Origin of the sequence: Lactococcus sp. DD01 (assembly GCF_001578715.1) — a bacterium.
GTDB classification, from domain to species: Bacteria; Bacillota; Bacilli; order Lactobacillales; family Streptococcaceae; genus Lactococcus; species Lactococcus petauri.
In genome coordinates, this window is the sequence record NZ_KQ968947.1 from 1 (window position 1) to 12,616 (window position 12,616).

The 12,616-nt window shown below is 38.3% G+C and carries 11 protein-coding genes and 2 tRNA genes; 12 read left to right on the forward strand and 1 reads right to left on the reverse strand.

Annotated elements, in window-relative coordinates:
* Positions 1 to 7: 7 nt before the first annotated feature.
* The 6 genes from LACDD01_RS11115 (at position 8) to LACDD01_RS11140 (ending at position 4,345) form a co-directional block, all read left to right on the forward strand.
* A tRNA-Glu gene (locus LACDD01_RS11115) sits at positions 8 to 79 on the forward strand.
* A gap of 38 nt (positions 80 to 117) precedes the next feature.
* A tRNA-Asn gene (locus tag LACDD01_RS11120) sits at positions 118 to 190 on the forward strand.
* 71 nt (positions 191 to 261) lie between these two features.
* Positions 262 to 1,206: a tRNA modification radical SAM protein MnmL/YtqA gene (locus LACDD01_RS11125; protein ID WP_061415309.1), complete on the forward strand. Its 945-nt coding sequence runs from the start codon at positions 262 to 264 to the stop codon at positions 1,204 to 1,206.
* On the forward strand, positions 1,199 to 1,738 hold the full coding sequence (locus LACDD01_RS11130) for a tRNA 5-(aminomethyl)-2-thiouridylate-methyltransferase MnmM (protein WP_019335268.1): 540 nt from the start codon (positions 1,199 to 1,201) through the stop codon (positions 1,736 to 1,738). Before LACDD01_RS11125 ends, LACDD01_RS11130 begins: the two co-directional genes overlap by 8 nt.
* Before the next feature lie 280 nt (positions 1,739 to 2,018).
* On the forward strand, positions 2,019 to 2,915 hold the full coding sequence (locus LACDD01_RS11135; protein WP_019335267.1) for a GRP family sugar transporter: 897 nt from the start codon (positions 2,019 to 2,021) through the stop codon (positions 2,913 to 2,915).
* Positions 2,916 to 2,956: 41 nt separating this feature from the next.
* Complete coding sequence (locus LACDD01_RS11140) at positions 2,957 to 4,345, forward strand: APC family permease (RefSeq protein WP_019292789.1); 1,389 nt, start codon at positions 2,957 to 2,959, stop codon at positions 4,343 to 4,345.
* A gap of 29 nt (positions 4,346 to 4,374) precedes the next feature.
* On the opposite strand, the gene LACDD01_RS11145 is transcribed toward LACDD01_RS11140, so the two are convergent.
* Positions 4,375 to 5,661: a serine hydrolase gene (locus tag LACDD01_RS11145; protein ID WP_061415311.1), complete on the reverse strand. Its 1,287-nt coding sequence runs from the start codon at positions 5,659 to 5,661 to the stop codon at positions 4,375 to 4,377.
* Positions 5,662 to 5,958: 297 nt separating this feature from the next.
* Here LACDD01_RS11145 and LACDD01_RS11150 point away from each other — a divergent pair, with 297 nt between their 5' ends.
* The 6 genes from LACDD01_RS11150 to fusA all read left to right on the forward strand — a co-directional run bounded on the left by LACDD01_RS11150 (position 5,959) and on the right by fusA (position 12,571).
* A complete protein-coding gene (locus LACDD01_RS11150) occupies positions 5,959 to 6,579 on the forward strand; it encodes a helix-turn-helix domain-containing protein (RefSeq protein WP_061415314.1) in 621 nt (206 codons plus the stop codon).
* Between the two features lie 313 nt (positions 6,580 to 6,892).
* A complete protein-coding gene (rpsL, locus tag LACDD01_RS11155; RefSeq protein ID WP_003133552.1) occupies positions 6,893 to 7,306 on the forward strand; it encodes a 30S ribosomal protein S12 in 414 nt (137 codons plus the stop codon).
* 19 nt (positions 7,307 to 7,325) lie between these two features.
* Positions 7,326 to 7,793, forward strand: a complete 468-nt coding sequence (gene rpsG, locus LACDD01_RS11160) for a 30S ribosomal protein S7 (protein WP_003133550.1) — start codon at positions 7,326 to 7,328, stop codon at positions 7,791 to 7,793.
* Positions 7,794 to 8,006: 213 nt separating this feature from the next.
* Positions 8,007 to 9,947: an OPT/YSL family transporter gene (locus LACDD01_RS11165; RefSeq protein ID WP_061415317.1), complete on the forward strand. Its 1,941-nt coding sequence runs from the start codon at positions 8,007 to 8,009 to the stop codon at positions 9,945 to 9,947.
* Positions 9,940 to 10,311 carry a PqqD family protein gene (locus LACDD01_RS11170; protein ID WP_003133546.1) on the forward strand — a complete coding sequence of 124 codons (372 nt, stop codon included), beginning with the start codon at positions 9,940 to 9,942 and terminating at the stop codon, positions 10,309 to 10,311. The genes LACDD01_RS11165 and LACDD01_RS11170 overlap by 8 nt, the downstream gene beginning before the upstream one ends.
* A 169-nt stretch (positions 10,312 to 10,480) precedes the next feature.
* Positions 10,481 to 12,571 (forward strand): elongation factor G, encoded by a 2,091-nt coding sequence (gene fusA, locus LACDD01_RS11175; RefSeq protein ID WP_019294137.1) that lies wholly within the window; start codon positions 10,481 to 10,483, stop codon positions 12,569 to 12,571.
* The last annotated feature ends 45 nt before the right edge of the window (positions 12,572 to 12,616 follow it).

Sequence of the window (12,616 nt, forward strand, 5' to 3'; positions counted from 1 at the left end):
TTTATATGGTCCGTTGGTCAAGGGGTTAAGACACCGCCTTTTCACGGCGGTAACACGGGTTCGAATCCCGTACGGACTATATTCTCAAATCCCGATTTATGATCGGGTTTTGTTTTGTGCGGATTAGCTCAGTTGGTAGAGCGCACGACTGTTAATCGTGTTGTCGTCGGTTCGAGCCCGACATCCGCAGTCAAGTAAATCAGCCTGTGGCTGTTTTTTTTGTTGTGTTATAATAGTAGATACTGAAGGAAGTAAAATATTATGCAAAAACGCTATACCACATGGAACGAATATTTAAGAGGGACTTTTGGAGAAAAAATTTTTAAGGTTCCCATTGATGCTGGTTTTGATTGTCCCAATCGGGATGGGACTGTTGCACATGGCGGCTGTACATTTTGTACCGTATCTGGTTCTGGTGATTTGATATTAGAGCCTGATGCACCAATTGCTGAGCAATTTCGTGTGGAAGTTGAAGCTTTTCATAAAAAATGGCCTGGTGTAAAAAAATATATCGCCTACTTTCAAAACTTTACCAATACTCACGCTCCAGTTGAGGTTTTACGTGAACGTTTCGAAGAAGCTGTGAACCAGCCCGATGTTGTGGGTATATCTATCGGAACACGACCTGATTGTCTTCCGCCAGATGTGGTTGATTATCTGGCGGAACTTAATACGCGTATGGAAGTTTGGATTGACTTAGGTCTTCAAACAACATTTGAAAAGACAAGTGATTTAATTAACAGAGCACATGATTACCAAACTTATACGGATGCCGTAGCTCGTTTACGTGAGCATAATATTAATGTTTGTGTCCATTTGATCAATGGATTACCTGGTGAAAGCCATGAAATGATGTTAGAGAATGTACGCCGCATGATTTTAGATTCGGATATTCAGGGTGTCAAGCTTCATTTACTGCATTTAATGAAAAATACGCGAATGCAACGTGATTATCATGATGGACGTCTGCAACTTTTGTCTCAGGATGAATATGTAAAGATTATCTGTGATCAGTTAGAGATGATACCTAAAGAAATTGTTATTCATCGGCTCACTGGGGATGCACCCCGTGAGGCTTTGATTGGTCCGATGTGGTCTTTAAATAAGTGGGAAGTCTTGAATGCGATTGATCGTGAAATGGAGCGACGTGGCTCTGTTCAAGGCTGTAAAAATATTAGAAAAGTGGAGTCAATTACCTATGCTTAGACCAATTGAGATGGCACATCAGATGTTATCTAAAACAATTAAGTCTGGTGATGTGGTCGTTGATGCGACCATGGGGAATGGTTGGGATACAGCTTTTCTTGCAGGTTTGACGGATAAGGTATATGCCTTTGATGTGCAAAAGGAAGCCTTAGTTTCAACCCAAGCTTTATTGCAAGAAAAAAAACTAGAAGCCAAGTTAATCTTAGATGGCCATGAGAGTATTGATAAATATGTCAAGGATTCTGTAAAAGCTGCTATTTTTAACTTAGGTTATTTGCCTCGGGCAGATAAATCGGTTATTACACAGCCCAGTACGACTTTAAGAGCTTTAGACATCCTAAAAGAAAAACTTCTACCTCATGGGCAGATTATGCTAGTTGTTTATTACGGTCACGAAGGTGGTCAAAGTGAAAAAGATGCTGTTCTTGCTTGGGCAAGTGAGCTTCCCCAAGCACAATGGCATGTGATGAAATATGAGCCTCTGAACCAGATCCATACACCACCTTTTTTGATTTGTATTGAAAAGCGATAAAACACGTATTTGCGTGTTTTATTTTTTTTCGATTCTTTATTTTGTTAGAATGAAAGTGTGATAAAAATGAGTCAAAAATAAATTTTTAAAAGAATAGAAGAGTAGTTAGAACTTTCCATCAATACTTTAAGCTTAAAAGACTAGCTATTAATACTCATTTAAAATAGTGGGTTAAAAAGTGCATCAAATTAAAAAATAGATAAGAAGAATGCATTGATATTTATGTATAATAATGTTAAAATAAGAAGATTTTTAGTTAATGTTTATTTTGGAGGCTGAAATGGAAGGAATTTTACTCGCTCTCGTCCCAATGTTCGCATGGGGATCCATTGGTTTTGTATCAAATAAAATCGGTGGAACAGCAAAACAACAAACTTTGGGGATGACTTTTGGAGCCTTTGTCTTTGCTCTGATAGTATTTCTTATCCGTCAACCTCAATTAAGTTTTCCTATTTTTCTTATTGGTTTTATTGGTGGCTTTATTTGGGCAATTGGTCAAAGTGGACAGTTTCACTCTATGAAATATCTCGGTGTATCCGTAGCTGGTCCTTTATCTGCGGGGTCCCAACTCGTTTTGGCAGCACTAATCGGTGTCTTCATTTTCCATGAGTGGACCCAAAATATTCAATATACATTAGGGTTTATTGCCATTTTAGCTTTAATCGTTGGTTTCTATTTTTCTGCAAAAAGAGATCCTGAAAATACCATTGCTGTAGAAAAACATCACTATGTTAGAGGTTTGATTTGTTTAGCTTACTCGACTTTAGCTTATGTATCTTATGTGATTTTGTTTAATAATTTATCCGCTCTGTGGTTCAATATTCATTTTGATACATTAACAATTATTTTTCCAATGTCAATCGGAATGGTTGTAGGTGCTTTTGTTCTTTCTGGTGGTGATATAAAAATGGAAGCAGTTGTTTTTAAAAATATTTCTGTTGGACTAATGTGGGGCGTGGGTAATGTTTTTATGTTACTCGCAGCTTCACTGGCAGGGAATGCTATTGCTTTTTCCTTCTCCCAATTAGGAGTAATCATTTCAACAATTGGAGGTATTCTCTTTTTAGGCGAGAAAAAAACAAAAAAGGAGTTAGCCTACATTACTATAGGTACAGTATTGTTTATTATTGGAGCAATCTTACTTGCTATTGTCAAAGCAAAAGGTATCAATAATTGATGTGCTGAAGAAATGTAAAAATATGATGATAGAGGAGTGATATGAACATTTTTCGTAAAAGAGTAGTTCAAGAAAAAAGTGAAATGAAACGTACTCTTAATTCGATGGACTTAACTTTATTAGGTCTAGGATCAATGGTGGGAGCAGGTATTTTTACTTTTACTGGTGTTGGTGTAGCCCTGATTGCTGGGCCTTCGCTTATTATATCCATTATTATTGCAGGGATTGCTGTAGGGTTGTCAGCTCTAATCTTTGCTGAGTTTGCTTCACGTGTACCAAGCCGAGGTGGGCCTTATGGCTACATTTATGCTGTTTTTGGAGAATTTCCTGCTTGGATCGTAGGCTGGCTTTTGGCAATTGAATTTTTTACAACAATTGCAATCGTTGCAAAGTCATGGAGTGGTTATTTCAAAGGCTTGCTGCATTTGCAACTTCCTTCCAGATTTGAAGGCTCATTTGGCCATACTTCAGGTTTTTCTATTGATTTAATTCCAATGTTGGTAGTGGCTGCCATAACGGTGATGATTTTCTTAAACACCCGAACAGTGTCACATTTGAATAATACTCTCGTTGTTTTAAAATTTTCAGCATTAATTGTTTTTGCTATTGTTGGTCTTTTTTATCTGGAACCTGCAAATTGGTCTAACTTTGCACCTTTTGGCTTGGGTTCCTTAATCGGTGGTCAATCGGGTATCTTACCAGGTGCTTCGATGCTCTTTATTGCCTTTATTGGTTACGAAACAGTGTCGACAGCGGTAGATGAGGCTGAAAATCCCCGTCGAAATATTCCTTATGGCGTAATTAGTTCACTTTTTGTTGCTGTAGTCTTTTATATTATTGTGACATTGGTGCTTACAGGAACAGTGCCTTATTATAAGCTAAATGTCACAAACTCTATTGCATTTGCTCTTGCTTATCTTGGAGTTGAGTGGGCAGCGACTTATATTTCTATTATAGCGGTGATTACTTTGCTCAGTGTTGCTCTCACCATGTCCTATGCCTTATCACGCTTACTTTACTCTATGAGTCGTGATGGGCTTTTACCTCCAAAGCTCAGTAAAATTTCAGCTAAGCACCAAACACCAATTAATGCTACACTCGTTATTGGAGGTACTTCAATGTTGATAGCTGGCTTTGTTCCTATGTCTTATCTCAGTCAGTTTTTGAGCTTATCTACATTGTTATATCTGATTGTATTAGCTCTTGGTTTGTTAAAGCTTCGTAAGGAACAAGGGTTGCCACAACCTCATGAGTTTAAAACTCCACTAGTACCTTTGATTCCTATCTTATCAATTATTGTCAATGGCTTTTTAATCGTCCACTATCATACCCAAATATGGCTTTTTCTTCTAATTTTACTTATGTTTGCAGCTGGTTTCTACTTTGTTTACAGTTATCGTCATTCTAAACTAGAAAATTCTATAAAATAAAAAACTTTCTTGTACAAGAAAGTTTTTTATTAGAGTTTTTCGTTTACAAAACGGACGAATTTATTCCACATCACGACAAAGACATTTGCACGTTCCACATCTGTCTTAGCTGTAAGAGGAAAATGATAACCTGAAAAACCTGGGAGATAGCCGAGCTTATCTTTTTGTGTAGCTGTAGCCTGAACTAACTCTTCTCCTTTTTTGATGGGAGCCTCGATATTTGTTTTAGGATCGCGATCAAAGGTAATTTCAATTGCATTTATGTCGGCTGTACCATTTTTTAAGGGGACTACAGCGGAGAAGTTATCTTTAGCTATAAGATCAATACTGTTTTTCTTTCCGTCTCGTACAGGAAGTCTAGAGAAATCGCTGAGTTGCTCATCCTTACTAATAATATCTGCATTTGTCCAAGAAGCATAAACTTGGTTCATAAGATCATTAGTGAGTGTAAAAGGTGTTGAATTATCTACAGAAGGGTCTTTAGCTTCTAAAATAACCGTAATAATACGGAACCCATTTTGAACTGTTGTAGCAGCAAAGCAGTCGACATAAAATGAAGTTGAACCAGTTTTAAGGCCATCTACACCGGCACGTGTTGTTGTAAACCCAGGCAACATTTGATTAGTATTTGCTAAAGTAGTTTCAGATTGCCCTCCCTTATCAAATGGAAGTTCTGTTTTTTCGGTGATTTTCAATATTTCGGGATAATCTTTGAGGAGATGTGTACACATGATGGCAACATCTTGAGCACTCATTGTATTGGCATCATTTTCAGTAGATCCTGGATAAATATTTTCACCGAGCTCGCTGTTTGGGAGGCCAGAAGAAGTATAAAGCTTAGCATCTGTAATGCCCCATTCTTTCAATTGAGCCATCATCATATCAACAAATTTCGGTTCCGAACCAGCAATTTTTTCTGCCAAGGCTATAGCAGCGGAGTTAGCTGAGGGTAAAAGCAAGGCATTAAGTAAATCTTTAACCGTGACTTCAGTTCCCTCAGCAAGTGGGATATTACTTGCGTTGCTGTTCATTGTTAAATTATAAGCATAGTCAGAAATAGGTACTTTTGTATCCCAAGCAATTTTTTTCTCATCGACACTCTTATAAACCAAGTAGGCCGTTAAAAGTTTAGTGATTGAGGCGATGCGCGTGCTTGAATCCGTTGCATTTTGGCTATAAAGGATTTTACCACTGCTTGCATCTACGGCGATAGAAGATTTTGCTGCCACAGAAAAATCCTCAGCTTGAGCATTTATAGTAGCCAAAGGAGAGAATAAAAGCAGTAAGGAGAGGAAAGTGATTACGATTTTTTTCATGTTTCTATTTTATCATACCAGCGAAATAAGGTCTAATGTATTTCAAAAATAATATGTGTTAAACTCACACTAATAGATGCTTTAACAGCAAATCAATGGTTTCACGTAAAACATTTCTTCTCTTTTAGGAAAATCTATGCAAATATTTATTATTTTACAGAAGTAAATGAAGTTTACAGTATCGGTAAACTTCATTTACAATAGCTCTTTTTACCCTCTTAGATAGGCATGCAAGAAATATTTGCTAGACATTCGATTCTTTTTAATATATCATGATGGGGCATGAAAGGAGTAAAGATGAATTTAGCCACTATTTTAGTAGAGGAACGGAAGAAAAAAGAAGAAACGCAACAAAAAGTTGCTGATACGCTCTATATCTCAAGACAATCCCTTTCCAACTGGGAGAACGGGAAAAACTTTCCAGATGTTCCGATGCTGATAGAACTAAGTAATTATTATGATTTTTCACTTGATATTATTAAAGGAGACCCGCAGTTTATGAAGAAAGTCAAGAAAGATTATGAGTTAATCAATACGAAGAAAGCGAAAAAGAAGTACTCAATACTATTGATTATATTGATCAGCCTTATCCTCCTCTTATCATTATTACTCATTCCTTTATCTCAGAACAACGTAACTTTACTAAATGGTATTACAATAATTATCTTCCTCCTCTGCATTCTCCTTTTACATGTGACTGTAAGCTTTAATAAACTTGCTTATCAGCATTATAAAGGAATAATGGGTTCTCCCCTTTGGGTGCCAAAAGTATTCGGTTATGGCCTCAGTATTAATCCCTATAATAAGATAGGGCGCATACTGACTATTGTTCTCGTAATTTTTTTAGATTTTTTATTTGTTGCCCTAATTATCGCTATTTTATTTTTCGGTTATCCTGCTACATCATTTATTCATTAACCCAGATATGAGGCAATTAAGCGCGCGTGTCAGTATAGAAAATGCAAAAAAATTTGTAAAGAAATACTTTTCTCTAATAATATGCAAAATAAAGTTGACAGAGTGTTGAAATTTTGATATGATATTAAACGGTACTTTTTATATTTGGTCCTAATAAGGAGAACTTGTATAAGTTGCCAAACTTCTTGTCAGAACTTGGATTAAGCGACCATATACTGACATTCCAACTTTATAAAAAAACAGAAAGGATTGTTTATTCGTTTTATTTCGCTTTGCGGTTCTCCGTAAATAAAAGGGATAAGCAGACAGAAAAATGCCTACTATTAACCAATTGGTGCGTAAAGGTCGTCACTCTAAAGTGGAAAAATCTAACTCACCTGCATTGAACATCGGCTATAACAGTCGTAAAAAACTCCAAACTAAAGTAGCAAGCCCACAAAAACGTGGTGTTGCAACTCGTGTTGGAACAATGACTCCGAAAAAACCTAACTCAGCGCTCCGTAAATTCGCTCGTGTACGTTTGTCTAACCTTATCGAGGTTACAGCATACATCCCAGGTATCGGTCACAACTTGCAAGAACACAGCGTTGTACTTCTTCGTGGTGGTCGTGTAAAAGACTTGCCAGGGGTACGTTACCACATCGTTCGTGGTGCACTCGATACAGCTGGTGTAACAGATCGTAAACAAAGCCGTTCTAAATACGGTACAAAAAAACCAAAAGCGTAATTGAAAGGAGATAAGAAGAATGCGTAAAAATCGTGCCCCAAAACGTGAAGTTTTGGCAGATCCAATGTACAACTCAGTAGTAGTAACACGTCTTATCAACCGCGTTATGCTTGATGGTAAACGTGGCGTTTCTACAAATATCGTTTACGGAGCTTTCAAACAAATTGAAGAAGCTACTGGAAACAACCCACTTGAAGTTTTCGAAACAGCTATGGAAAATATCATGCCTGTTCTTGAAGTTCGCGCTCGTCGTGTTGGTGGTTCTAACTATCAAGTCCCAGTTGAAGTTCGTCCAGAACGTCGTACAACTCTCGGACTCCGTTGGTTGGTAACAATCGCTCGTAACCGTGGTGAACACACTATGCAAGACCGTCTTGCAAAAGAAATTCTTGATGCTGCAAACAACACAGGTGCTGCAGTTAAGAAACGTGAAGACACACACAAAATGGCAGAAGCAAACCGTGCGTTCGCTCACTTCCGTTGGTAAGAAGATGGCCTTGGTCGTTTTTCTAGAAAAAGCTTGACTTTATGGTCAAGTTTTTTTATTTTCAAAGATAAGAAAATAAAAAAATATACACATTTACATAACAAAAATATGAGAAAAAAGCTACAAAAAACACTTAAACACCTTGCAGATTTGATGAATTTGTAGTAAAATAAGGTGAAAACACTTTCAAACTTAAGGAGTATATTACACAATATGAAAAAATTGTCTAAAACCGCCTATGGCGGTGTCGCAGGGAAAGATTACCTCCCTTATGAAGATGGACGCAAAAAGAGTGCTGGCAACCCAGTTGTAATTGTTATTGGTATTATTTTGGCCATTCTTTTTGCAGCATCTACTGCCTATTCAGGAATGCGTGCTGGTTTAACAGTAGCTGCAGGTATCCCAGGGGCTATTCTTGGTTCAGGACTCTTGTCAATTTTTATCCGTAAAAATAACTTCCTGATGAAGAATATCCTCCAGTCAATGGCAACTGGTGGTGAGTCAATTGCCTCAGGTCTTATCTTTGTCTTACCAGCAGTTATCCTTATCGGACAACAAGTCTCTTTCTTTGAAGGTGTAATTGTTGGTGTTTCTGCGGTTCTTGTATCTCTTGGTATTTTGTCATTTGTTCAAGACTATCTCTTAGTTGAAGAACATGGCACACTTGTTTATCCAGAAGCGATGGCAATTTCGGAAACGATTGTTGCTTCTTCAACAGGTGGTAACTCACTTAAATACATGGGTATCGGTTTTGGTGTTGGTGGTCTTATTACTGCATTCACTTCAGCAGTTTTTGGTGTTGTGAACAACGTTGTAAGCTATACAAACGAAACTTTCTACAAATGGAAACTTGAAATTGAAGTAAATCCAATGCTTGCTGCTATCGGCTTTATTGTTGGGCTTGAGGTTGCGGTAATGATGTTTGCAGGTTCAATCCTTGCTAACTTTGGTATCGCTCCATTGATTGGTTACTTCTCAGAAATGGCTGGAAACGGTCATCATGTTTGGAATGACCCATCTACTCCAATCCAAGCTATGAATTTTGCCGCAATCTCTGGATCATATGTTAAATACATTGGTGCGGGGATGATGATTTCAGGTGGTATGATTGGGGCAATCCGTCTTATCCCAACAATCATCAACTCTGTTAAAGCAACACTCGATGGACGTAAAAATGCCGAAGCTGGAGAACGTGATTCACTTGGTATCTTTGCTATCCTTATTGGTATTGTTGCAACATTTGTTGTTGGCTTCATTATCTCTGGTGGGAATATCGCCATGACTTTCCTTGCTGGTATTCTTTCAATCGTTCTTTCAATGTTATTCATCATCGTTGCAGGACGCTTGACAGGTACAATCGGTACATCTAACTTGCCAGTATCTGGTATGACAATTGCCTCACTTGTTATCCTGACTCTTGTTTTCTTGACAATGGGTTGGACATCAAGTGCAGACCTTAAATCACTCTTACTCTTCGGTACCTTCATCGTTGTAGCGATTTCAGTAGCTGGTGGTTATACACAAGCTCAAAAAGTTACTTTCATCACTGGTGGTAATAAATATGAAGTACGTCGTTTCTTCCTTGTTGCTGCTGTTCTTGGTGTTGTAGTAGTAACAGGTGTTATCGTATTACTTCGTGATCAATTAGCTTTAACGGGTGATGCAGCTCAGTTCGCCTTACCACAAGCAAACTTGATGGCAACTTTGACTGATGGTATCATCGGTGGAGAACTTCCATGGCATATGATTATTGCTGGTATCGTGTTTGGTATTATCCTTTACATGATTAAAGTTCCAGTTATGACATTTGCAATTGGTTTCTACCTTCCAATTTCAACAACGTCAATTATTCTTATTGGTGCTTTAGTTCGTATTTTGGTGGAAGTTCTTGGTAAAAAAGATACAGAAGCTGTTCAAGAAGAACGTATGTCATCAGGTGTCTCTTTATCGTCAGGTTTAGTTGCTGGTGCATCAATTATTGGTTTGTTGGGTATTATCCTTCAAGTTTCAGGAGTCGTAACTCCAGGAACACCTACGGGATTTGTAGGTTCTAACGCCATGGCTTGGGTACTCATGGTCATCTTAATCATTGCGATTGTAGCACCATTGATGTCAATCAAGAAAGCTCCGGCTGCCGAGAAGTCAGATGAGTAATAAAAAGAAAAAAGATGATATTTCAGATGAAAATCTGAATATGATTTTCCGGAAAAAAGATAAAGTGTTATTTGAATGGCACGAAGGTCGGATTCGGATTTATAAAGATCAAAAACATTGGACACAAAATCTTATGCGTAAGATGGGGGCGAAAATACCTCAACGTACGTACATGTCTTTGGATGAATATGGTACACTTGTTTTTAGCATGATCGATGGTAAAACAACTGTAAAGGAAATAGGAGAAGCACTAAGTGCACAGCACGAGGAAGCCTCTCAACAACTCTATGAGCGTCTTTTCCTGTACCTTAATCATTTAGAATCTGTCGAAAGATGGATTGAGATTGTTGAAAAAGGGGAATAGTCTCCTTTTTCTTTTTTTGATAAAAATTTTTCATGAAGAAGAAGTAAGTCTTTTTGAAAAAAGCTTAAATTTTATTTAAAAATAGTTGAAAGATAAAAATAGAACTATAAAAACCTTTATTATTATGATATAATGGGGTGTAAAACTAAAAATTAATTAGGAGAAAACTATGGCTCGCGAATTTTCACTTGAAAATACTCGTAATATCGGTATCATGGCTCACGTCGATGCCGGTAAAACAACTACCACTGAACGTGTCCTTTACTATACTGGTAAAATTCACAAAATCGGTGAAACTCACGAAGGTGCATCACAAATGGACTGGATGGAGCAAGAACAAGAACGTGGTATCACTATCACTTCTGCTGCGACAACTGCCCAATGGAAAGGCAACCGTGTAAACATTATTGATACACCAGGTCACGTGGACTTCACAATCGAAGTACAACGTTCACTCCGTGTTCTTGACGGTGCAGTAACTGTACTTGATGCTCAATCAGGTGTTGAACCACAAACTGAAACAGTTTGGCGTCAAGCAACTGACTATGGAGTTCCACGTATCGTTTTTGCTAATAAAATGGATAAAATCGGTGCTGACTTCTTCTATTCACTTTCTACATTGCACGATCGTTTGGGCGCTAACGCTCATCCAATTCAAATCCCAATCGGAGCTGAAGAAGACTTCGTGGGTATCATTGACTTGGTAACTATGCGTGCTGAAATCTATACTAACGACCTTGGTACAGATATCCGTGACGAAGAAATCCCAGCAGAATACATGGAACAAGCTGAAGAATGGCGTACAAAACTCATCGAAGCTATCGCTGAAACAGACGAAGACTTGATGGAAAAATACTTTGCAGGTGAAGAAATCACTGAAGCAGAGTTGAAAGCTGCTATTCGTAAAGCAACAATCAACGTTGAATTCTACCCAATGCTTGCAGGTTCTGCCTTCAAGAACAAAGGTGTTCAAATGATGCTTGATGCGGTTATTGATTACCTCCCAAGCCCATTGGACATCCCTGCAATCAAAGGTGTTAACCCAGATACAGACGAAGAAGACGAACGCCCAGCATCTGATGATGCTCCATTTGCGGCTCTTGCCTTCAAGATCATGACTGACCCATTCGTTGGACGTCTTTCATTCTTCCGTGTTTACTCAGGTACATTGGATGCTGGTTCATACGTCTTGAATACTTCTAAAGGTAAACGTGAACGTATCGGACGTATCCTCCAAATGCACGCGAATACTCGTCAAGAAATCCAAACAGTTTATGCTGGTGATATCGCCGCTGCTGTTGGTTTGAAAAACACTACAACTGGTGACTCATTGACTGACGAAAAAGCACGTATCATCCTTGAGTCTATCGAAGTTCCAGAACCAGTTATCCAACTTTCTGTTGAACCTAAATCAAAAGCTGACCAAGATAAAATGGGTGTTGCCCTTACTAAATTGGCTGAAGAAGATCCAACATTCCGCGTTGAAACAAACGTTGAAACTGGTGAAACAGTTATCTCTGGTATGGGTGAGCTTCACCTTGATGTCCTTGTTGACCGTATGAAACGTGAATTCAAAGTTGAAGCTAACGTTGGTGCGCCTCAAGTATCATACCGTGAAACATTCCGTGCACCTACTCAAGCACGTGGATTCTTCAAACGTCAATCAGGTGGTAAAGGTCAATACGGTGACGTATGGATCGAATTCACACCGAACGAAGAAGGTGCTGGTTTCGAGTTTGAAAATGCTATCGTCGGTGGTGTGGTTCCACGTGAATTCGTACCAGCCGTTGAAAAAGGTTTGGTAGAAACTATGGCTAACGGTGTCCTTGCTGGTTACCCAATGGTTGATATTAAAGCTAAACTTTATGATGGTTCATATCACGATGTCGATTCATCAGAAACTGCCTTCAAGGTTGCGGCTTCACTCGCTATGAAAGAAGCTGCTAAGACTGCACAACCTGCAATCCTTGAACCAATGATGAAGGTTGTCATCACAGTTCCTGAAGAAAACCTCGGAGATGTTATGGGTCACGTTACAGCTCGTCGTGGACGTGTAAACAGCATGGAAGCACATGGTAAATCACAAATCGTTAATGCATTTGTACCACTTGCTGAAATGTTTGGTTATGCAACTACTCTTCGTTCATCTTCACAAGGTCGTGGTACATTCATGATGACATTTGACCACTACGAAGATGTACCTAAATCAGTACAAGAAGAAATTATCAAGAAAAATGGTCGCGGTGGCGATGCTGAATAATCTTTGATTATTTCAACTAATAAAAAAGCAATATCTTTAAGGTGA

What these genes read in the sequence shown, in the direction of transcription:
- rpsL (WP_003133552.1), top strand. Translation starts at nt 6,893, where the DNA reads ATGCCTACTATTAACCAATTGGTGCGTAAAGGTCGTCACTCTAAAGTG.
- LACDD01_RS11140 (WP_019292789.1), top strand. Translation starts at nt 2,957, where the DNA reads ATGAACATTTTTCGTAAAAGAGTAGTTCAAGAAAAAAGTGAAATGAAA.
- LACDD01_RS11135 (WP_019335267.1), top strand. Translation starts at nt 2,019, where the DNA reads ATGGAAGGAATTTTACTCGCTCTCGTCCCAATGTTCGCATGGGGATCC.
- LACDD01_RS11170 (WP_003133546.1), top strand. Translation starts at nt 9,940, where the DNA reads ATGAGTAATAAAAAGAAAAAAGATGATATTTCAGATGAAAATCTGAAT.
- LACDD01_RS11150 (WP_061415314.1), top strand. Translation starts at nt 5,959, where the DNA reads ATGAATTTAGCCACTATTTTAGTAGAGGAACGGAAGAAAAAAGAAGAA.
- LACDD01_RS11145 (WP_061415311.1), bottom strand. Translation starts at nt 5,661, where the DNA reads ATGAAAAAAATCGTAATCACTTTCCTCTCCTTACTGCTTTTATTCTCT.
- rpsG (WP_003133550.1), top strand. Translation starts at nt 7,326, where the DNA reads ATGCGTAAAAATCGTGCCCCAAAACGTGAAGTTTTGGCAGATCCAATG.
- LACDD01_RS11165 (WP_061415317.1), top strand. Translation starts at nt 8,007, where the DNA reads ATGAAAAAATTGTCTAAAACCGCCTATGGCGGTGTCGCAGGGAAAGAT.
- LACDD01_RS11125 (WP_061415309.1), top strand. Translation starts at nt 262, where the DNA reads ATGCAAAAACGCTATACCACATGGAACGAATATTTAAGAGGGACTTTT.
- fusA (WP_019294137.1), top strand. Translation starts at nt 10,481, where the DNA reads ATGGCTCGCGAATTTTCACTTGAAAATACTCGTAATATCGGTATCATG.
- LACDD01_RS11130 (WP_019335268.1), top strand. Translation starts at nt 1,199, where the DNA reads ATGCTTAGACCAATTGAGATGGCACATCAGATGTTATCTAAAACAATT.